Source organism: Streptomyces sp. NBC_01017, from assembly GCF_045162795.1.
Classification (GTDB): Bacteria; Actinomycetota; Actinomycetes; order Streptomycetales; family Streptomycetaceae; genus Streptomyces; species Streptomyces machairae.
Map to the genome: position 1 here is coordinate 3,337,524 of NZ_CP108683.1, position 20,894 is coordinate 3,358,417.

Below are 20,894 nucleotides of genomic sequence, written 5' to 3' on the forward strand. Positions count from 1 at the left end.
CCTTGCCGGGCACCTCCCACATGCGACGGGGGCGGCACTTGCTGGGAGAACGGTGAGGCGGAGGGGCCTCGCTTGCCGGTATCCGTGTGGCCGTCAGGTGCGGGGGTGGTGGTCAAGGTTGGTCCTCTTGAAGTGGTTCCGGCTGTGCGGCGACGGCCGTGTTCTTGTAGTGAGGTTGGGCGCGGCGTGGAAGGTCTGCGTTTCCAACGGGTGCGGTTGGAGGGGGTGTGTCAGATGGCGGCGAGGTTCCGACGGGAAGTGACGGCTCGCTCGGGAGTGGGTCCTTCGAGGGTCACTGAGGCGAGAGCATGGGCCCTGGAAGAAGCCGGCGTGCCCATAACCCCGGCCGCGCTACCCGGCGCGGTCGCCCCGGTCACCGTGCTGCCGGTGGCCCGAGTGCGGCTGATGCGTCCGATCACGGTCGGTGTGACCGGCGTGACCGGTGTAACCACGGTGGCGGCCGGCAAGCCCGATGGGACCGCGGGATACCGCCTCCACCGCGTCGGCCAACCGATCCAGCACCGCGGCCGCCTGCTCGTCGCTGATGGTCAGGGGTGGAAGGAGCCGTACGACGCTGGAGTGGCGGCCGCCGAGTTCGACGATCAGGCCACGGCGCAGGCACTCCTGTTGGATGGCGGCAGCGAGTTCAGGGGCGGCGGGACGGGGATGGCGGCTCTGGTCCCGCAGTGCCGCCGCCCCTGCTCGTCCGCCGCCAAGGGCGACGCCCTCCGGGAAACCGCCCGCGTTCCGGGCAGGGTCGAGACCCGCGAGACCGCCTGCCCCACCGCCAGTCCAGCCGAGATCGTTCCGCGCACCCGCTTGGACCGAAGCACTCACCTCGGCCTGGCCGACACCACCCCCATGCCCGTCGAGAGCAGCCAGGCCCCCTGGCTCACCCGCGGCCACACCAGCCCCCTCAAGTGCCGCCAGGATCGCCGACCGCCCCTCGTCCACCGGGGGTTCGCCCTGTGGTTCCACGACCTCGACCCCGATCATGAGCCCCCTGCCCCGCACGTCCCCGATGCACGCGAACTCCGCTGCGAGTCCCTGGAGTTGCTGCAGCATCCGCGAGCCCAGTTCAGCCGCGCGCTCGGCGAGACGGTTTTCGCGGACGTAGGCGAGTGTCGCTGTTCCGGCGGCCATGGCGAGTTGGTTGCCGCGGAACGTACCGGCGTGAGCGCCGGGTTGCCAGGCGTCGAGTTCGTCGCGGTAGACGATGACGGCCAAGGGCAGGCTGCCGCCGATGGCCTTGGAGAGGACCATGACGTCGGGGGTGACACCGCTGTGCTCCACGGCCCAGAAGGAACCGGTGCGCCCGACGCCGGTCTGGACCTCGTCGGCGATCAGCGGGATGGAACGGTCGGCGGTGATCTGCCTCATGCGCCGCAGCCACGCGTCAGGGGCGGGGATGACTCCGCCCTCGCCCTGCACTGGTTCGAGAATCATCCCGGCAGGGCGCGGTACGCCCGACTTGGGGTCGTCGAGGACGGACTCGGTCCAGCGGGCGGCGAGTTCGGCACCGTGTTCGCCGCCGACGCCGAAGGGGCAGCGGTAGTCCTGGGGGTACGGCAGGCGCGCGACGCGTACGTCGCAGGCGCCTCCGGATGCTTCGAGCGCTCCGGCGGTCATCCCGTGGTATGCGCCGCTGAAGGCCAGCATCCCCGTCCGTCCGGTCGCGGCCCGGACGAGCTTGAAGGCGGCCTCCACCGCGTCGGTTCCGGCCGGTCCGCAGAACTGCACGCGTGCGTGGTCGGCGAGACCGGGCGGCAGGGTTCGGAACAGCTCGGTGATGAAGGCGTCCTTGACGGGCGTAGCCAGGTCGAGGACGTGCAGTGGTGCGCCCGAGTCCAGGACCTTGCGGATGGCTTCCAGCACCACGGGGTGGTTGTGTCCGAGCGCCAGCGTCCCGGCGCCGGAGAGGCAGTCCAGATAACGGCGGCCGTCCGCCCCCTCGATGGTCAGCCCGCGCGCCCGCACCGGCACGATCGGCAGGGCGCGAGCGTAGGTGCGCGCCGACGACTCGCGCGCCGACTGTCGCCGCAGGATCCCCTCGTGCACGGCGGATGCCCCCGCCGAGTCGGACGTACCCCCGCGCACAGATTCGGTCACGGCCATGGCTCCCTGTCCTCCCGCTGTCCAGGGCGAGCAGGTCTGTCGCATCCTCGCCCGACCCGACATACGAAGCCCCGCGAGCGTCCACTCGAAACTCCGGGGAACCGAGCAAAGGGGACCGCTTACAGACAGCAGGTCCCCACGGCTACCAACCGCGGACCGTTCACCGGGTTACGGGTTGCTTCAAGATCCTTGCCGTGACGGAACCGTTGCCGTTCCGTCGGAAGTCCCCCACAGCGAGCGCATAGTGTGTGGTGCCGTCCCAACGCGCCGTGACACCACGCCGGAACAGCAAGTGATCAGCGGAAGTTCACGGCGGCAGCACCAAGTACCGTCACCCCAGGGGGAGTCAGATCATGCGATCGATACGGCCGTCGTTCACCGCTCGCCGAGGGAGGAACACGCGCCGCATAACCTCCCCGCTGCCCGTGGTCGCGCTCGCCGCTGCGCTGGCCCTCACCGCCACGGCCTGCGACTCGGGCGACACCGAGGCAGGCGGCGGTGCCACCGCGTCCGCTGCGGCCGGGGGCGAAGGCGAGATCACGATCCCGGACGACATCAAGGACAAGCTCAAAGAGCACGGGATCGACATCGACAAGTGGAAGGACGGCGCCTGGAAGAAGTGGGACAGGGACGACTGGCTCCGCGAGGCGCAGGACTACATCAACCCGATCATCGAGGGCTTGTGGGACCCGGACCGTATGCGGGACGCCCAGGACCCGGACCGGGGCGTCGACGAAAGTGACCTTTCCGGTGACCAGGGTGTGACCGACCCGACGCCGGAGCCCGTGGAGGCTCAGGCCGTGCCGCCCGCGTACCACGCCAACGCGCCTGAGGCGGGCAAGGTGTTCTTCGACTCCCCCGAAGGCACGATGGTCTGCTCGGCGACGGTCGTGAAGGACCCGGCCAACCCCGGCAAGTCCAACATGGTGTGGACGGCCGGCCACTGTGTGCACGCGGGCAAGACCGGTGGCTGGTACCGCAACATCGCGTTCGTGCCGTCGTACAACAACGACGACATGTCGGCCACCGAGCGCAAGGGCGCAACGCGGGAGCAGGTCGCTCCGTTCGGCGTCTGGTGGGCCGACTGGGCACAGACCTCCGACCAGTGGATCGCGCAGGGCGGTGCGACGGGCGGCGACGGCGCCTCGTACGACTTCGCGGTGCTGCATGTGAAGCCGGAGGAGGGCAGCAACGGCAAGTCCCTGGAGGAGACGGTCGGTTCGGCCCTGCCGGTGGACTTCAACGCTCCGGCCGTCCCCGAGGTGGACAGCATCAAGGCGATCGGCTATCCGGCCGCCGCGCCGTTCGACGGCGAGAAGCTGTACCAGTGCCAGGACAAGCCGGGCCGGCTGTCGCTCAAGGCGTCGGACCCGACGATGTACCGCATCGGCTGCACCATGACCGGCGGCTCGTCCGGTGGCGGCTGGATCGCGACGGGCTCGGACGGCAAGCCGGCGCTCGTCTCCAACACCTCCATCGGCCCGGTGGATTCGGGCTGGCTGGCGGGTCCGCGGCTGGGCAAGGAGGCCAAGGGCATCTTCGACAGGATGAGCGACAAGTTCACCGGTCAGTGATGTCGGCCGGAAGTCGGGCAGTGACGGCACCGTAGGCACCGACGGCGGTGGGGCGGCGGAGCAGTGGGGCGGTGGGAGGAAACCTTCACCGCCTCACCTCCGTACGCCCTCAACTCCCCGGGCATAGTGGTGTGTCGCGTCCGAGGGCCCGCACGAGAGCGTGCAGTGCACGGGCCAACGCGACCCGCACCTGCCATCAGGCACTACGGCACCACGGCACAGCACGTTCCAACGGGGGTTTACCGCACCATGCATTCCACACCTACGTCCGCAGATCCACGCAGAGGACGGCGTTCCGTCCTCGCCGCCACCGGCCTCGTGGCTGTCCTGGCGCTCACTGCGACCGCCTGTGACGGTTCGGAGGAGGGCGCGGCGAGCGACCAGGCCGACGCTGCCGCGTCCCAGGCAGCCGGCCTCGGCGACGGCAAGATCCAGATCCCGGCCGACATCGCGGACAAGCTCGAGAAGCACGGCATCGATGTCGACAAGTGGACCAGCGGTGGCTGGAAGGACTGGGACAAGGACAAGTGGCTCCGCGAGGCCAAGGACTTCGTCAACCCGGTGATCGAGGGCCTCTGGAAGCCTGAGCGGATGCAGTCCGCGAAGGAGGCCAACAAGACGGTCACGACGCAGGACGCCTCGGCCGACCCGGGCGTGAGCGACCCGGAGCCGACGCCCGTCCAGGCCACGGCCGAGAAGACGCCGTACCACGACAACGCGGCCCCCGTCGGCAAGGTCTTCTTCGACTCCCCCGACGGCCCGGCCGTCTGCTCCGGCACGGTCGTCAAGGACGTGAACCACCCCGGCAGATCCAACCTGGTCTGGACGGCCGGTCACTGCGTGCACGCCGGCGGCAACGGCGGCTGGTACCGCAACATCGTCTTCGTCCCGTCCTACAACGACCTCGGCAAGTCGGAGGCGCAGCTGGGCAACGCCGCGCCTGCGGAGGTCGCCCCGTACGGCAACTGGTGGGCCGACTGGGTCTCGACCTCGAACGAGTGGATCCAGGGCGGCTCGGAGACGGGCGGTGCGGGTGCCGCGTACGACTACTCCGTGCTGCATGTGAAGCCGGAGCAGGGATCCAAGTCGCTCGAGGAGACGGTCGGCGCCGCACTCGACGTGGACTTCTCGGCCCCGGCGGCGACCGAGGCGGGCACGATGGGCGCCTGGGGCTACCCGGCGGCGCCTCCGTACAACGGTCTGCAGATGTTCAAGTGCCTCGACCAGCCCGGCCGGTTCTCGCTCAGCCCGGCCCTGCCGACGATGTACCGCATCGGCTGCACCATGACCGGCGGTTCGTCGGGCGGCGGCTGGTTCCGTGTCGTGAACGGCGAGACGAAGCTGGTGTCGAACACCTCGATCGGCCCCGAGGACAACACCTGGCTCGCGGGCCCGCAGCTGGGTGCGGGCGCCGAGGCGGTGTACCAGCACATGAGCAGGACGTACGGCGGTCGGTGACGGCAGGCACGGACACGTACTGAAGGCCCGCTCCCCTGCGACAGGGGGCGGGCCTTCGGCGTTGTCAGGTCAACCACGGCCGCCGTTCCACGGCGGCTCCAGCGGTCGACGTACGACGGCTCAGGCGGTCGGCGCCGGAACGTACGGCGCGAGATCCGCCGCAAGCTCCTCGTGCACCCGCACCTTGAGCAGCGTGCCCTCCGGGGTGTGCTCCTCGGAGATCACCTCGCCCTCCGTGTGGGCGCGGGCGACCAGCTTGCCGTGCGTGTACGGCACGAGCGCCTCGATCTCGACGGACGGGCGGGGCAGCTCGTTGTCGATCAGCGCGAGCAGCTCGTCGATGCCCTTGCCGGTGCGGGCCGAGACCGCGATGGAACGCGTCTCGATCCGCAGCAGCCGCTGCAGCGTCAGCGGGTCGGCCGCGTCCGCCTTGTTGATCACGACGATCTCCGGTACGCCGGTGGCGCCGACGTCCCTGATCACCTCGCGCACGGCGGCCAGCTGCTCCTCCGGGTTCGGGTGCGAACCGTCCACCACGTGCAGGATCAGGTCGGACGCGCCGACCTCCTCCATCGTGGAGCGGAACGCCTCGACCAGGTGGTGCGGCAGGTGTCGTACGAAGCCGACGGTGTCGGCCAGCGTGTAGAGCCTTCCGCCCGGGGTCTCGGCCCGGCGCACGGTCGGGTCGAGGGTCGCGAAGAGGGCGTTCTCGACCAGCACGCCCGCGCCCGTGAGGCGGTTGAGCAGCGAGGACTTGCCCGCGTTGGTGTAGCCCGCGATGGCGACCGACGGCACCTTGTTGCGCCGGCGCACCTGGCGCTGGATTTCGCGGCCGGTCTTCATCTCCGCGATCTCACGGCGCATCTTCGCCATCTTCTCGCGGATCCGTCGCCGGTCCGTCTCGATCTTGGTCTCACCGGGACCACGGGTCGCGAGCCCGCCGCCCTTGCCGCCGCCCATCTGCCGGGACAGCGACTGACCCCAGCCTCGCAGCCTCGGCAGCATGTACTGCATCTGCGCGAGCGCGACCTGCGCCTTGCCCTCTCGGGACTTGGCGTGCTGGGCGAAGATGTCCAGGATCAGGGCCGTACGGTCGATGACCTTGACCTTGACGACGTCTTCGAGATGGATGAGCTGGCCCGGGCTGAGCTCACCGTCGCAGATGACGGTGTCGGCGCCGGTTTCCAGCACGATGTCCCGCAGCTCCTCGGCCTTGCCGGAGCCGATGTAGGTGGCCGCGTCGGGCTTGTCGCGGCGCTGGGTCACGCCGTCGAGCACCAGCGCGCCGGCGGTCTCCGCGAGGGCGGCGAGCTCCGCGAGGGAGTTGTCCGCGTCCTGCACGGTTCCCGAGGTCCAGACACCGACGAGCACGACGCGCTCCAGGCGGAGCTGGCGGTACTCGACCTCGGTGACGTCCTCGAGCTCGGTGGAGAGGCCTGCCACGCGGCGCAGAGCCGCGCGGTCGGAGCGGTCGAACTGGTCGCCGTCCCGCTCTCCGTCGATCTCGTGGCTCCAGGCGACGTCCTCTTCCATCAGGGCATCGGCCCGAAGACCTTCGGGATAAGTGTGCGCGGCGCGCTGCGTGTCCTGGGAAGAGGAAGAAGAGGAGGTCATTGGGTCCTTACGTCGATGGGAATCCGCGTGCGGCAACAGTGGCGGTGGTGACGTCCCGGACCGAGGTCCGTCGCGCCCCGAAACTTTCCGTCACTGTGCACAACGCACGAGCGCCCCGGGAGATTCCCGCGGGCCGTGCCGTGCCGACCGGAAAATGGTCGCACGGCACGGCCCGTCTCGTCACCGCCTTATTTGTTGGCCGCCTTCTTGGGACCAGCCTTCTTGGCCACCTTCCCGGCGCCCGATTTCTTGGCCGTCTTCCCGGAGGTCACCTTCTTGGCCGCCTTTCCGGAGGCCGCCTGCTCGGGGTCCGCGGACTCCCACTCCGGCTGCCCGGGCATGGGCGGGGTCTTCTTGCCGTACAGCCAGGCGTGCATGAAGCCGTCGAGCCGGCGTCCGGAGATGTCCTCCGCGAGCGCGACGAAGTCCCCTGTGGTGGCGGAGCGGTCCTTGTGGCGCTTCACCCAGGCGCGCTCCAGTTGCTCGAAGTCCGAGGCGCCGATCTCCTGACGGAGGGCGTACAGGACCAGGGCCGCGCCGTCATAGACGTTCGGCCGGAAGATGCCGTTCTTCTTGCCGGCGCCTGCCGCCTTGGGTGCCGCGGGCGGTCCGCCGGCCGTACGCCAGCGGTCGGAGGCGGCGTATGCGGCCTTCATGCGCGCCTCCATCGGCCTGTCCGCCTTCTCCGCTGCGTAGAGGGCCTCGTACCAGGTGGCGTGCCCTTCGCTCAGCCACAGGTCGGACCAGGTGCGCGGGCTGACGCTGTCGCCGAACCACTGGTGCGCCAGCTCGTGCACCATGATCGACTCGATGTACCACTTCGGGTAGGCGGCCTCGGTGAACAGGTCCCTCTCGAAGAGGGAGAGCGTCTGGGTCTCGAGTTCGAAGCCGGTGGCGGCGTCGGCCATGAGCAGGCCGTACGTCTCGAGGGGGTACCGCCCGATCTTGCTCTCCATCCAGGCGATCTGGCCGGGGGTCTTCTTCAGCCAGGGTTCGAGCTGCTTGCGGTCCTTGGTGGGCACCACGTCCCGCAGGGCCAGCCCGTGCGGGCCGGTGCGGTGCACCACCGTGGAGCGGCCGATGGACACCTGGGCGAGCTCGGTCGCCATGGGGTGCCGGGTGCGGTACGTCCATGTCGTCGCGCCGCCCGCGCGGTCCACGCCGGTCGGCAGGCCGTTGGCGACGGCGGTGTAGCCCTTGGGCGCGGTGACCCGGATGGTGAACATCGCCTTGTCGGACGGGTGGTCGTTGCACGGGAACACGACGTGGGCGGCGTCGGCCTGGTTGGCCATGGCGAGGCCGTCCGAGGTCTGCACCCACCCGCCGTCCCGGCCCTTTGCGGACACGGGATCGCTGGTGTGGCGCACCGTGATCTGCGTCCAGCTGCCGTCGGACAACGGCTCCTCGGGCGTGACGACGAGGTCCTCACCGGCGCTGCGGAACGTCGCCGGCTCCCCGTCGACCTCGACGGACTCGACCTTGCCGTGGGCGAAGTCCAGGTTGACGCGCTCCAGGTCCTTGGTCGTCCAGGCGTCGATCGTGGTGACGGCCTGGAGGGGCTTGTCGTTGGAGCCGGAGTAGCGGAAGGACAGGTCGTACGACGCCACGTCGTAGCCGGGGTTGCCCAGGTTCGGGAAGAGGCGGTCACCGATGCCCAGCGGCGTGACGGGGGCGCTGGCGGCGAGGAGACCGAAGGAGGCCGTTGCGGCGAACAGCGCGAGCGCCTTGTGTCGCCTCGGGGATCCGGGACGGGTGCGAGGAGCGCCAGGGACTGGTCGCTGAGCCTCGGTGCGGGGAGTGAGCAGCATGCACCACGGCTATCAGCGCGCGCGTGCGCGGCGTTGACGACGCGCGACCGGCCCACTCGAACGGGTATGTCAAGCGGGTGCAAACCTTTGGGGAATTGCAAGTCGTTGGGGAATTGCCAAGCGAACGGCCGGTGAACGGCTGCCCGGGGGACGGCCCGGCGCGAAAGCCAACATCGCCCGACCCGCCCTGCGCCCCTGGCGCACCCCCTCACACCCCCTGCGTCTGCGGCTGCGCCCTCGTCACGTCGAACACGCCAGCCACGTTCCGCATCGCCCGCATGAGCCCCGGCAGCAGCGCCGCGTCCGGCAGTTGGACCGTGTACGTGTGGCGTACGCGCTGCTGGGTCGGGGGCTCGACCGTCGCCGAGACGATCTCCGCGCCCTCCATGGCCATGGCTTCGGTGAGGTCCGCCAGGAGGTGAGGGCGAACGAACGATTCGGCGACCAGGGTGACCCTGCACTCGGTGGTGTCACCCCAGCGCACGTCGACCTCCGCGCGCCCGGCGCTCTTCATACGCGCCACCGCGGGACACAAGACGCGATGAACCGTCACCACTCCTCCGCGCACGGAGAACCCGGTGACCTCGTCGGGCGGTACGGGGGTGCAGCAACCGGCAAGGCGTACGGTCGCACCGGGCCGGTCGACGAGGACGCTGGCGGCGGGCCGCCCGAGTGGCCCCTCCGCGGCCAGGCGTACGGCCGGACCGTCCGCGTCGGCCGACGGGCTCGCCGCTTCCTCCGCCGAGGGCCGGAACTGCGTCACAGGCTCCTCGGCGGCGTCGCCCTGCGGTGGATGGGTGGTCAGCCACCGCTGGATGGCGATCCGCGCGGCGGGCGTGTGGGCGTGCTCCAGCCACTCCCTGGAGGGCTCCGAGGCCGGATCCTGGCCCATGAGGAGCTGGACGGTGTCGCCGTCCCGCAGCACCGTGCTGAGCGTCGCCAGGCGGCCGTTGACGCGGGCACCGATGCACGCGTGCGCGTCCTCGCCGTACTGGGCGTAGGCGGCGTCCACACAGGAAGCCCCCTCGGGCAGGCCGAGGGTGCCGCCGTCGGGCCGGAAGACGGTGATCTCGCGGTCCTGGGCGAGGTCCTCACGCAGCGTGGACCAGAAGGTGTCCGGGTCGGGGGCGGCCTCCTGCCAGTCGAGGAGGCGGGACAGCCAGCCGGGGCGCGTGGGGTCGGCGCGCTCGCCGTCGCTCGACGCGGCCTGCTCCTCCGCGGGGGTCGCGTAGGGATTGCCGAGCGCCACGACGCCGGCCTCGGCGACCTTGTGCATCTGGTGGGTCCGGATGAGGACTTCGGCGACCTGGCCGTCCGCGCGGGCGACGGCCGTGTGCAGCGACTGGTACAGGTTGAACTTGGGGACGGCGATGAAGTCCTTGAACTCCGAGACGACCGGCGTCATACAGGTGTGCAGCTCGCCCAGGACGCCGTAACAGTCCGCGTCCTCGTTCACCAGGACCAGCAGCCGCCCGAAGTCGGAGCCGCGCAGCCGGCCGCGCTTGCGGGACACCCGGTGCACGGAGACGAAGTGCCGGGGTCGGATGAGGACTTCGGCCTGGATGTCGGCCTCGCGCAGCACCTTGCGCATCTCGTCGGCCATCTCCGCCAGCGGATCGTCGGCACGTGCGACGTTGCCGACGATCAACTCCCGTGTGTGCTCGTACTCCTCGGGGTGCAGGATCGCGAAGACCAGGTCTTCCAGCTCCGTCTTGAGCGCCTGGACGCCGAGCCGCTCGGCGAGCGGGATGAGGACGTCGCGGGTCACCTTCGCGATGCGGGCCTGTTTCTCGGGGCGCATCACGCCGAGGGTGCGCATGTTGTGCAGCCGGTCGGCGAGTTTGATCGACATCACGCGGACGTCGTTGCCGGTCGCGACGAGCATCTTGCGGAAGGTCTCGGGCTCGGCGGCGGCGCCGTAGTCGACCTTCTCCAGCTTGGTCACGCCGTCGACGAGGAAGCGGACCTCCGCGCCGAACTGCTCACCGACCTGATCGAGTGTCACGTCGGTGTCCTCGACCGTGTCGTGGAGCAGAGACGCCGTCAAGGTCGTGGTCTCGGCGCCGAGTTCGGCGAGAATCAGGGTCACCGCGAGCGGGTGAGTGATGTACGGCTCGCCGCTCTTGCGCATCTGGCCGCGGTGCGAGGACTCGGCCAGCACATAGGCGCGGCGCAGGGGTTCGAGGGCGGCGTCGGGGTGGTGGGCCCGGTGGGCCTCGACGACATGGCCGATCGCGTCGGGCAGTCGGCCGCGCGAGGCAGGGCCGAGCAGCGCAGCCCGGCCGAGGCGGCGCAGGTCGATGCGTGCGCGGGCCTTCCTGCGAGGCACGGCAGGCGTCACAGGGCCTGCTACCGGGCCTGGCGTCGCGGGATTCGTGGCCTCCGCACTCATGGGCACCTCCGGCTGCGTGGACCGGCGAACGGGGTGCCCCATGGCGGACACGGCTCAGGGGACGACGACATCTCCCCCGTCCGGGCCGGTGCTTGATGCTACCGAGCCCATCACGTGCGACGGACCGCCTCTCGCCGAGCGTGAAACGGATCACCCATTCGAGCGAGGATTGATGGGTTTACGTTTTTGCGCCATACGGCCAGCCGCCGTTCGCGATCTCGAACGCACCCAGCACCCCCGCGCCCGTGTTCTCGGGTCACGGCCCGACTGTGCCGCTCTGATGCCGAGTCGAAAACCGCTCAACGAGCGACCGTTTCCAGCCACTCCACGTCGATCTCACCTTCGGCCACGATCACCGCGGGGCCGGTCATCTCGATCTCACCATCGGGCCGTTCGGTGATCACCAGGGTGCCGCCGGGCACATCGACGGTGTACGTCACGGCGGCGCCGGTGACCGCCGGGTCGGCCCCGTCCCGCCGCGCGGCGGCCACGGCGACGGCGCACGCGCCCGTGCCGCACGACCGGGTCTCGCCGGCACCGCGCTCATGTACGCGCAGCGCGACGTGCCGGGGCGCCCGGTCGACGACGAACTCGACGTTGACACCGTCCGGGTAGGCCGAGGCCGGGCTGAACGGCGGCGGGGAGAACAGGTCGCCGGCGTGCGCGAGGTCGTCCACGAAGGCGACCGCGTGCGGGTTGCCCATGTTCACGTTCCGCGCGGGCCAGCTGCGCTCACCGACGCTGACCGTGACGTCACCTTCGGGCAGCAGCGCCTTGCCCATGCCGACCGTCACGTCACCGTCCTTGGCGATGTGTACGGACTTCACGCCCCCGCGCGTGGCGACCGCGAGGTCGCCCTCGGTGACGTGCCCGGCGTACTGGAGGTAGCGCGCGAAGACGCGCACGCCGTTGCCGCACATCTCCGCGATCGAGCCGTCGCCGTTGCGGTAGTCCATGAACCACTCGGCCTCGGCCGCCATGTCCTTGGCTTCGGGGTGCGCCGCAGACCGCACGATGTGCAGCAGTCCGTCACCACCGATGCCCGCGCGGCGGTCACACAGGGCGGCGACGGCGGTCGGGGGCAGGTCGACGGCGTTCTCGGGGTCCGGGACGATCACGAAGTCGTTCTCGGTGCCGTGCCCCTTGAGGAAGGCGATCCGCGTGCTCATTCCTCGATCGTACGGTGCCGCTGTGACAGAGCCGAAAAGGGAGCCCGTCCGGCGACTGCGTCAGCGCAGGCGAGCCACTCGCCACACGGCCAGAACGACGATCGCGGCGACGACCAGGGCATAGGCGATCACGACCCGCCAGTCGGGTCTGCGCCCGGAGCCCCGCTGCGGCAGCCCGGGCCAGGTGTAGCCGACCCGGCGGGCGGCCATCATGCCCCAGCCGGCCGCGCAGGAGCAGATCAGCAGCCCCAGCATGGCGATCACAGCCCCACTGTCGCCGAAGTCGAAGGCCAGCGGGAAAGCGAACATCAGGGAGCCGACCGCGGCCAGCGACACGATGGGTGCAAGCTGCCAGATGCGCAGTCGGCGCTGCGGGCGCAGCTCGACCTCGACCTCCGGGCCGCCGGCGTACATCTCCTCGGGCTCGGGGCCGTCGTCGGTGACGCCGCCCTCGGCCTCATCGGCCAGGTCCGGGCTCAGACGGTCGCCGTCCCGCTCCGGTTCGCCCCGGTCGGCGGTGCCGTTCTCGGTGCCTTGTGCGGTGTCGCGAGGGCTGGCCTCCATCGCCACGCGCCCTCCCAACTCGGACTCCACTTGGTCGATCGAAGCTCGATGATGGCACGGCGCCGGAGGCCGGGATGACGGCCGGAGCGTCCCGATGCCATCACGTGATCAGGCTGTAACCGGTCGTTCGACCAACGCCAGTGCGAGATGCGGAAGTTCTGTGAGATCTGCCGCAGCCCCACTGAGCCAGTGCACCCGCGGGTCGCGCCTGAACCATGAATCCTGGCGGCGCGCGAAGCGCTTGGTGGCACGTACGGTCTCGTTCCGTGCTTCTTCCAGCGTGCACTCCCCGGCGAGCGCCGCGAGGACCTGCTGGTACCCGAGCGCGCGCGAGGCCGTACGCCCCTCGCGCAACCCCTGCGCCTCCAGCTCGCGGACCTCGTCCACGAGCCCGGCGTCCCACATCCGGTCGACCCGGCGCGCGATGCGCTCGTCCAGCTCGGGCCGGGCCACGTCGACACCGATCTGGACCGTGTCGTAGATCGAGTCATGGCCGGGGAGGTTGGCCGTGAAGGGCTGGCCGGTGATCTCGATCACCTCGAGAGCACGGACGATGCGGCGGCCATTGCTGGGCAGGATCGCCTGCCCGGCGTCGGGGTCGGTGGCGGCGAGGCGGGCGTGCAGCGCGCCGGATCCGCGCAGCGCGAGCTCCTCCTCGAGCCGGGCCCTGACCTCGGGGTCGGTGCCGGGGAACTCCAGGTTGTCGACGGCGCCACGGACGTACAGCCCCGAGCCGCCGACCAGGACCGGCCAGCGCCCCTCGGCGAGCAGTGCGTCGATCCGCTCCCGCGCGAGCCGCTGGTACTCGGCGACGGACGCCGCGACGGTGACGTCCCAGATGTCCAGGAGGTGGTGCGGCACGCCCGCACGCTCCTCGGGCGTCAGCTTGGCGGTGCCGATGTCCATCCCTCGGTAGAGCTGCATGGAGTCGGCGTTGACGACCTCACCCCCGAGCTGCTGGGCGAGAAAGACGCCCAGATCGGACTTTCCGGCCGCGGTGGGTCCGACTACGGCGATGACACGGGGGGCGAGGGGTGCACTGCTCACCGCCCCAGTCTCGCAAACCTCACGGGGTGGCCTCGAACGAGTTACGTGACGGCACACCCGCGGGGTCGTTGCCTGTTGCGAGGTTCTCACCGCCGGTTTCGCGGAGGCGGCGGCCCGGGGGCGCAAATGGACGCACCGGACGACGCGGGATTTCGCCCGCACTAGTAATGTATGGAGTGGATATGGGCGTTTTCGCACGACTTTTCCGGAGGTCGAAGGCTACGGACGAGGCGTCAACCGCCGAGGCCCAGGCCGACACACCAACGGCCGAGCCGGCGGCGGAAGAGGCGGCGGAGGCGAAGGGGTCGGCCGAGACAAAGGTTGAGAACGCGGCCGAGTCGACGGCGGCGGAGGCCGTCGAAACCGATGCCGATGCCGACGACGGTGTCGAGATCCCGAAGCAGCAGTCCGCCGACGAGGCGGCCGACAGTGAGGCCGGCGAGAGCGCCCGCACGTAACTGCCCCGCGCGGGAAGGTGAAGCATGGGTCTGATGCACAATTTGAAAGCCAAACTCGCCCCGGCCAAGGACAAGGTCTCCGACTTCGCGCAGCGGCATGAGGAGCAGGTCCATCACGGCCTCGACAAGGCCGCTAGGGCCGTCGACCAGCGGACCAAGGGCAAGTACAGCGACAAGATCCACACGGGCACGGGCAAGGCAAAGGGTGCCATGGGCCGAATCGCGCACAAGGACGACGACACGGCGACCGGCAGCACACCGCCGCCGGACGCACCCCCGCCGACCACCTGAACGGCACATCGCCGGACGGCCGCGGAGCTTGACCGCTCCCGGCCGTCCGCCGTTTCCGGACAACGTCGGCATGCGCCGGCGAGCGACGCCGATGGGCGCCACGACCAGGCCGGCGTGGGCTACGACCAGGTCGCGACCAAGTACCCCACGCCGTAAGGCGCGTCCTCGTACAGCAAGGCGCCCGCAAGGCCCGCCTCTTCGGCAGCGCCCGCGAGGACCTGCCAGGAGGCTCGGCCGGAGGCCTTCAGCTCGCGTGCGAGCTCAGTGTCCAGCTCCTTGAGGGCGGCCACGTCGGCCTTGCCCAGGGCACGCGCGACGGACGCGTCGAAAGGCGCCGCCCGCTCGTCGAGGTAGCCGGGAGCCTTGAGCGTGCGGCATGCGCTGGCGTCGCCCATCACCAGCAACGCCACCCGGTCGGCCCGGGCGGCGATGTCCCTTCCGATATCAATACACCGCTCGGCGTCGAGAGGTTCCCCCACACCGAGTCCCTCGATCGGGGCGTCCGACCACGCGGTTCGCTCCAGCAGCCACGCCGCGACGGCGAGCGAGGTCGGCAGCGCACGCTGAGGCTCCTCAGCCGACTCCGCCCCCAGACATACGTCGGCGTCGACGCCGAACCCCCGGAACGAGCCCGGCGTACCTTCGGCGTAAGTCCCGTGCCCGCCCTCCTCGGCGGGGCCGACCACCACGAGAAGGTCGGGCCGGGCGGCTGCGAGGACGCCGAGTGCGTCCGTGCACGCCGCCCGCGCGGCGTCCAGCTCGGGCGCGGCGCCCGCGGCGACCTGCGGGACGAGGAGAGGCGGGCAGGGGCAGACTGCGGCAGCGACAAGCATGATCGGCAGGGTATCCCCGCGGGTCGGCCGGGTGTCACTCCCCGACGACCACGCGGGTCAGGTCGAGGAGCGCGAGCACCTCAGTCGCAGCCGCAGCCGCTCCCCGTCGCCACCGGCAGCGGAGCCGGGACGCCGATCTTCGGGAGGCCGAGCATCACGCCCGCCGGCTTGGCGACCTCGGCGGCGTTGCGCTTCTCCCAGGCGTCACCCGCGCGTGTGCGACGCACGTCCAGGACGGGCCCCTCGGCGAGGAGGTGGTGCGGGGCGGCGTACGTGATCTCGACGGTGACCACGTCGCCGGGGCGGACCTCCTGCTCCGGCTTGGCGAAGTGGACCAGGCGGTTGTCGGGGGCGCGCCCGGACAGGCGGTGGGTGGCGCCGTCCTTGCGGCCCTCGCCCTCGGCGACCATCAGCTCGAACGTCCGGCCGACCTGCTTCTTGTTCTCCTCCCAGGAGATCTCCTCCTGGAGGGCCACGAGACGCTCGTAGCGCGCCTGGACGACCTCCTTGGGGATCTGGTTCTCCATGGTGGCCGCGGGGGTGCCGGGACGCTTGGAGTACTGGAAGGTGAACGCCTGCGCGAAGCGGGCCTCGCGGACCACGTGCAGCGTCTGTTCGAAGTCCTCCTCGGTCTCGCCGGGGAAGCCCACGATGATGTCGGTCGTGATCGCGGCGTGCGGGATGGCGGCGCGGACCTTCTCGATGATCCCCAGGTAGCGCTCCTGACGGTAGGAGCGGCGCATCGCCTTCAGGACCGTGTCCGAGCCGGACTGGAGCGGCATGTGCAGCTGCGGCATCGCGTTCGGCGTCTCGGCCATGGCGGCGATGACGTCGTCGGTGAAGTCACGCGGGTGCGGGGACGTGAAGCGGACGCGCTCCAGGCCGTCGATGGTCCCGCAGGCCCGCAGCAGCTTGCTGAACGCCTCGCGGTCGCCGATGTCGGAGCCGTAGGCGTTGACGTTCTGGCCGAGCAGCGTGATCTCGCTGACGCCCTCGGCGACCAGTGCCTCGACCTCGGCGAGGATGTCGCCGGGCCGGCGGTCCTTCTCCTTGCCGCGCAGGGCTGGGACGATGCAGAAGGTGCAGGTGTTGTTGCAGCCGACGGAGATCGACACCCAGGCCGCGTAGGCGCTCTCGCGCCGGGTCGGCAGCGTCGACGGGAACGCCTCCAGCGACTCGGCGATCTCGACCTGCGCCTCCTCCTGTACGCGCGCGCGTTCCAGCAGGACGGGCAGCTTGCCGATGTTGTGCGTGCCGAAGACGACGTCCACCCAGGGCGCCCGCTTCACGATGGTGTCGCGGTCCTTCTGCGCCAGGCAGCCGCCGACCGCGATCTGCATGCCGGGCCGCTGGGTCTTCTTCGGCGCGAGGTGGCCGAGGTTGCCGTACAGCTTGTTGTCGGCGTTCTCGCGGACCGCACAGGTGTTGAAGACGACGACGTCCGCGTCCCCGTCCGAGCCCTCGGGCGCGCGTACGTAACCGGCGTCTTCGAGCAGCCCGGACAATCGCTCGGAATCGTGGACGTTCATCTGGCACCCGTAGGTGCGCACCTCGTATGTCTTCACGCCCACTGCCTGGCTCCGGTCGCTGCTGCTCATGGGACAAGGGTATGCGGTCGTGAAAGCCCGTTGCCCCGGCCCGAGACGGTCACGCCGTCAGCGCCCGACCGTCCGTCGCCGCGCCGGTCAGGCCCCGTCGCCGCCCCACCCCTGGCGGCGCAGCACGCTCGACACGTCCGGCACCTCGTAGTGCTCGCCCTTGAGGACCTTGCCGTCGGCCCGGCGGGCGACCCGGCCGTCCGGGCCCAGCTTGGTCATGTTGGAGCGGTGGATCTCGGCCAGGACGGCGTCGAGGTCGATGCCGTGGACCAGGGCCGTGCCGTACGCGACGTAGACCACGTCGGCCAACTCGTGCGCAAGCTTGTCGAGCGGGCCGGCGACGGCGACCTCGGCGACCTCAGCGGCTTCCTCGGCGAGCAGTTCCCCACGGTGGGCGGCAAGTTCCACGGAGACCTCGGTCGGTGTACTGCGGGCATCGAGACCGAAGGCGAGGTGGAATTCACGGACCAGGTCGGCGGGAGAGGAACTCATGCGGCGACTTTATCGGCCGGGTCCGACAGTCCGGTCTGGCAATCCGGTCCGACAGTCGGGTCCCGACGAGCCTCGCCGTGGATACGGCAGCCGGGTCCGACCGTCGTAACCGCGGATGCGACCGCCGCCCACGGTGCTGCCGCGGGCCGCCGGCGGACTTCGATCGCTGCCGGTCGCCGGCCCTCCCCGCCCCCTCCGCACCGCCCGCCTGTGACCCCTGCCCTGGTCAGCACCGCGTTCCGGCTGGCAGGATCGCAGGCATGTCCAAGGCACTCACCCGCATCAGCAGGCGCCGGGCCCTGCAGGGCGCGGCCGCCGGATTCGTGACCCTCGGGTTGCTGCTGTGGTGGCTGCTGCCCCTCGGTGAGGAGACGCCGAGCGGGACGATCACGTTCAGCACGGGCACGCGCGCGGGGGTCTACCAGGAGTACGGCGAGCTGCTGCGCGAGGAGCTCGCCAAGGACATGCCACAACTGAAGGTGCGGCTGCTGACCAGTGCCGGGTCGCAGGAGAACGTCGAGCGTGTGGCGACCGGCAAGGCCGACTTCACGATCGCCGCCGCCGACGCGGTGGACACGTACCGGATCGACGGCAAGCCCGTCATGGACCGGCTGCGCGGCGTCGCCCGCCTGTACGACGACTACGTGCAGCTCGTCGTCCCGCCGGACTCGGACATCCGCTCCGTCGCGGACCTCAAGGGCAAGCGGGTGGCCATAGGGCTGCCCAACTCCGGCGTGCGGCTGATCGCCACGCGCGTGCTGGAGGCCGCCGGCATCGACCCGGAGAAGGACATCACGCCCAGGTCGGACGGCATCGACACCGGGCCCAAGCGGCTGGGGCAGGAGCTCGACGCGTTCTTCTGGTCGGGCGGGCTGCCCACGGGCGGGCTGGAGCAGATCGCCGAGACCTCCGCGTTCCGGTTCGTGCCGATCGATGCCGGCCTCGTCGCCAAGGTGCACGCCCAGGGCGACGCGGCCCACTTCTACCGCGCGACCAACATGCCGGAGTCGGCCTATCCGACCATCCAGAACGGCGACACGGTGCCCACGATCGCCGTCTCCAACCTGCTGATCACCCGCAAGGACATGGATCCCCGGCTCACCGAATGGCTGACCCGGACGGTGATCAAGAGTCGCGACGGCATCGGCGCCCACGTCCACTCGGCGCAACTCGTCGACCTGCGCACGGCGATCTACACCAACCCCCTGACCCTGCACACCGGGGCCCGGAACTACTACCGCTCGGTGAAGCCGTAGGGCTCTGCGGAACCGCAGAAACGGTCCACAGAACCGTCCAATAGCCGGACCGGCCCATGTCGGCCCGCCGGGGCGCGCTACGGCTGTCAGCCCGTCAGGGCGCGCTAAGGCGTCGGGCCCGACCTGGGCACCGCCACCGTCACCCGCAGTCCGTGCGGCTCGTGACCGCCGTACGAAATCGAGCCGCCGCCCGCAGCGAGCAGCGCCCGCGAGATCGACAGGCCCAGGCCCGAGCCCTTGATGTTCTGGTGCCGTCCACTGCGCCAGAAGCGGTCGCCGATGCGGGCGAGTTCCTCGTCGGTGAGGCCGGGGCCGTTGTCGGTCACCTCGATCGTCGACGTACTGCCGTTGGACGTGACGGTCACCTCGACGCGCTCGTCCTCGGGCGTGAACTTGACCGCGTTGTCGATCACCGCGTCGAGTGCGCTGGACAGCGCCACCGGGTCGGCCCAGGCGGTGGTGGGTGGGCAGGTCCCCACCAGCTGCACGCCCTTGGCCTCGGCGGTCGGCGCCCAGGCCGCGACGCGCTCGGCGGTCAGCGCGCCGACGTCGGTCAGCCGGAGGTCGGCCGCGGTGTGCTCGGCCAGGGCCAGGTCGAGCAGGTCGTCCAGGACCTGCGCCAGGCGCTTGCCCTCGGCCTGCACCGAAGCGATCTCCTCATTGCCCTCCGGTAGTTCGAAAGCGAGCAGTTCGATGCGCAGCAGCAGCGCCGCGAGCGGGTTGCGCAGCTGGTGCGAGGCGTCGGCTACGAAGGCGCGCTGCTGCTCCAGCACGTCCTCGACGTTGTCCGCCATCTCGTTGAACGACCGGGCCAGCCGCCGAAGTTCCGGCGGGCCGCTGGCGACCGCGACGCGGGACTTCAGGCGGCCGCTCGCGATCTCGTGCGTGGTCACGTCCAGCACGCGCACCGGCCTGAGCACCCAGCCGGTCAGCCGGAGAGCGGCCCCGACGGCCACCAGCATCGCGGCCGTCAGGCCCGCGCCGATGATCAGCCAGCCGTGCAGGATCCGCGAACGCATCTGTCCGGTGGGCGAGTCGGTGACCACGACCGCGACGACGTCACCGTCCCGGATGACCGGCGAGGCGATGACGAGGCGGTTGCGCTGCCAGGGCCACACCTGCTTGGGGTCGTGACTGCGCCGGCTCAGCAGCGACTCCTCGAAGGCCTCGCGCTCCTCACCGGTCTCGGGCAGGAACCACGTCGTCGGCCCGTTGGCCAGGGGCGTGTCGTTGGGCAGGAAGACGCCGGCCCGGATGCCGTAGACCTCGTAGTAGCTCTCGAGTTCCCGGCTGAGGATGCGCAGCTCGTCGCGGGACCCGGAGCTGGCGGTGTCGGCGGCGGGCCGTGCGATGGCCGCGAAGTACGCGGTGTCGTCGATACGGTCGACGACCAGCTTCTGCTGCTGGGCCGCGGCCAGGCTGACGGCGAGCGGTACGCCGAGGGCAAGCAGGACGGCCGCCATCAGGATGATGAGCAGCGGGAGAAGACGAGTGCGCACCCTTGCCCGCTACGAGGCCGGGGCGACGAGTCGATAGCCGACGCCGCGTACGGTCTCGATCAGCGCCGGCATGCGCAGCTTGGCGCGCAGGGACGCCACATGCACCTCAAGAGTGCGCCCGGTCCCCTCCCAACTCGTGCGCCACACTTCGCTGATGATCTGCTCCCGACGGAAGACCACGCCGGGGCGCTGGGCGAGCAGGGCGAGGAGATCGAACTCCTTGCGGGTCAGTTGGATTACCGAACCGTCGACGCTCACCTGGCGGGTGTTCAGCTCGATGTGCACGGCACCCATGCGCAGCACGCCGTCGCCGCCCGTCCCGGTGTCCTCTTGGACGGTGCGCCGGCTGACGGCGTGGATCCGGGCGAGCAGCTCTCCCGTGTCGTACGGCTTCACTACATAATCGTCGGCACCGAGGTTGAGGCCATGAATACGGGAACGCACGTCCGAGCGCGCGGTGACCATGATCACCGGGGTGCTGGTGCGCTTGCGGATCTTGCCGCAGACCTCGTAACCGTCCTGGTCGGGCAGGCCGAGGTCGAGGAGGACGACACCGAAGCCGTTGCCCTCGGGAACGAGCGCCTGGAGGGCCTCCTCGCCGCTACGCGCGTGAGTGACGTCGAAACCGTGACGTGCCAGGACCGCGGACAGCGCGGCGGCGACGTGGTTGTCGTCCTCGACGAGGAGCAGTCTCATCCCGGCCTCCTTCGGTTCATCGGACGTACG

The 20,894-nt window shown here is 70.5% G+C and carries 17 protein-coding genes; 5 read left to right on the forward strand and 12 right to left on the reverse strand.

Translation table 11 applies throughout. From position 1 onward, the window contains the following. Window positions 1–351: 351 nt before the first annotated feature. Complete coding sequence (locus OG331_RS15230) at window positions 352–2,115, reverse strand: diaminobutyrate--2-oxoglutarate transaminase family protein (RefSeq protein WP_406196278.1); 1,764 nt, start codon at window positions 2,113–2,115, stop codon at window positions 352–354. Window positions 2,116–2,468: 353 nt separating this feature from the next. Here OG331_RS15230 and OG331_RS15235 point away from each other — a divergent pair, with 353 nt between their 5' ends. Both OG331_RS15235 and OG331_RS15240 read left to right on the forward strand, forming a co-directional pair. Then, window positions 2,469–3,689 (forward strand): trypsin-like serine peptidase, encoded by a 1,221-nt coding sequence (locus OG331_RS15235; RefSeq protein WP_406196281.1) that lies wholly within the window; start codon window positions 2,469–2,471, stop codon window positions 3,687–3,689. A gap of 249 nt (window positions 3,690–3,938) precedes the next feature. Next, window positions 3,939–5,147 (forward strand): trypsin-like serine peptidase, encoded by a 1,209-nt coding sequence (locus OG331_RS15240; protein ID WP_406196284.1) that lies wholly within the window; start codon window positions 3,939–3,941, stop codon window positions 5,145–5,147. 120 nt (window positions 5,148–5,267) lie between these two features. On the opposite strand, the gene hflX is transcribed toward OG331_RS15240, so the two are convergent. The 6 genes from hflX to miaA form a co-directional block, all read right to left on the reverse strand. Further along, the gene (gene hflX / locus OG331_RS15245) at window positions 5,268–6,761 is read right to left on the reverse strand and encodes a GTPase HflX (protein WP_406196287.1); all 1,494 of its coding nucleotides are present in this window, start codon (window positions 6,759–6,761) and stop codon (window positions 5,268–5,270) included. A gap of 188 nt (window positions 6,762–6,949) precedes the next feature. Further along, a complete protein-coding gene (locus OG331_RS15250) occupies window positions 6,950–8,569 on the reverse strand; it encodes a M1 family metallopeptidase (RefSeq protein WP_406196290.1) in 1,620 nt (539 codons plus the stop codon). A gap of 208 nt (window positions 8,570–8,777) precedes the next feature. Next, on the reverse strand, window positions 8,778–10,961 hold the full coding sequence (locus tag OG331_RS15255) for a RelA/SpoT family protein (protein WP_406196292.1): 2,184 nt from the start codon (window positions 10,959–10,961) through the stop codon (window positions 8,778–8,780). 299 nt (window positions 10,962–11,260) lie between these two features. Next, a complete protein-coding gene (dapF, locus tag OG331_RS15260; protein WP_406196295.1) occupies window positions 11,261–12,130 on the reverse strand; it encodes a diaminopimelate epimerase in 870 nt (289 codons plus the stop codon). A 60-nt stretch (window positions 12,131–12,190) separates the two neighbouring features. Then, the gene (locus tag OG331_RS15265; RefSeq protein WP_406210040.1) at window positions 12,191–12,694 is read right to left on the reverse strand and encodes a hypothetical protein; all 504 of its coding nucleotides are present in this window, start codon (window positions 12,692–12,694) and stop codon (window positions 12,191–12,193) included. Between the two features lie 108 nt (window positions 12,695–12,802). Then, on the reverse strand, window positions 12,803–13,741 hold the full coding sequence (gene miaA / locus OG331_RS15270) for a tRNA (adenosine(37)-N6)-dimethylallyltransferase MiaA (protein WP_406196297.1): 939 nt from the start codon (window positions 13,739–13,741) through the stop codon (window positions 12,803–12,805). A gap of 182 nt (window positions 13,742–13,923) precedes the next feature. On the opposite strand from miaA, the gene OG331_RS15275 reads away from it, so the two are divergent. Continuing rightward, a complete protein-coding gene (locus OG331_RS15275; RefSeq protein WP_406196300.1) occupies window positions 13,924–14,199 on the forward strand; it encodes a hypothetical protein in 276 nt (91 codons plus the stop codon). A 24-nt stretch (window positions 14,200–14,223) separates the two neighbouring features. Next, complete coding sequence (locus tag OG331_RS15280) at window positions 14,224–14,490, forward strand: antitoxin (RefSeq protein WP_406196302.1); 267 nt, start codon at window positions 14,224–14,226, stop codon at window positions 14,488–14,490. Window positions 14,491–14,609: 119 nt separating this feature from the next. Here OG331_RS15280 and OG331_RS15285 read toward each other — a convergent pair whose 3' ends face one another. The 3 genes from OG331_RS15285 to OG331_RS15295 all read right to left on the reverse strand — a co-directional run bounded on the left by OG331_RS15285 (window position 14,610) and on the right by OG331_RS15295 (window position 17,413). Further along, window positions 14,610–15,323 carry a class III extradiol dioxygenase subunit B-like domain-containing protein gene (locus tag OG331_RS15285; RefSeq protein ID WP_406196304.1) on the reverse strand — a complete coding sequence of 238 codons (714 nt, stop codon included), beginning with the start codon at window positions 15,321–15,323 and terminating at the stop codon, window positions 14,610–14,612. 80 nt (window positions 15,324–15,403) lie between these two features. Continuing rightward, on the reverse strand, window positions 15,404–16,921 hold the full coding sequence (miaB, locus tag OG331_RS15290) for a tRNA (N6-isopentenyl adenosine(37)-C2)-methylthiotransferase MiaB (RefSeq protein ID WP_406196306.1): 1,518 nt from the start codon (window positions 16,919–16,921) through the stop codon (window positions 15,404–15,406). Between the two features lie 87 nt (window positions 16,922–17,008). Continuing rightward, window positions 17,009–17,413 carry a MazG nucleotide pyrophosphohydrolase domain-containing protein gene (locus tag OG331_RS15295; RefSeq protein ID WP_406196308.1) on the reverse strand — a complete coding sequence of 135 codons (405 nt, stop codon included), beginning with the start codon at window positions 17,411–17,413 and terminating at the stop codon, window positions 17,009–17,011. 260 nt (window positions 17,414–17,673) lie between these two features. On the opposite strand from OG331_RS15295, the gene OG331_RS15300 reads away from it, so the two are divergent. Continuing rightward, window positions 17,674–18,669 carry a TAXI family TRAP transporter solute-binding subunit gene (locus OG331_RS15300; protein WP_406196311.1) on the forward strand — a complete coding sequence of 332 codons (996 nt, stop codon included), beginning with the start codon at window positions 17,674–17,676 and terminating at the stop codon, window positions 18,667–18,669. A gap of 104 nt (window positions 18,670–18,773) precedes the next feature. Here OG331_RS15300 and OG331_RS15305 read toward each other — a convergent pair whose 3' ends face one another. After that, window positions 18,774–20,168, reverse strand: coding sequence for an ATP-binding protein (locus OG331_RS15305; protein ID WP_406196314.1), 1,395 nt, complete (start codon window positions 20,166–20,168; stop codon window positions 18,774–18,776). Window positions 20,169–20,177: 9 nt separating this feature from the next. After that, window positions 20,178–20,864, reverse strand: a complete 687-nt coding sequence (locus tag OG331_RS15310; protein ID WP_406196316.1) for a response regulator transcription factor — start codon at window positions 20,862–20,864, stop codon at window positions 20,178–20,180. Window positions 20,865–20,894 lie beyond the last annotated feature (30 nt).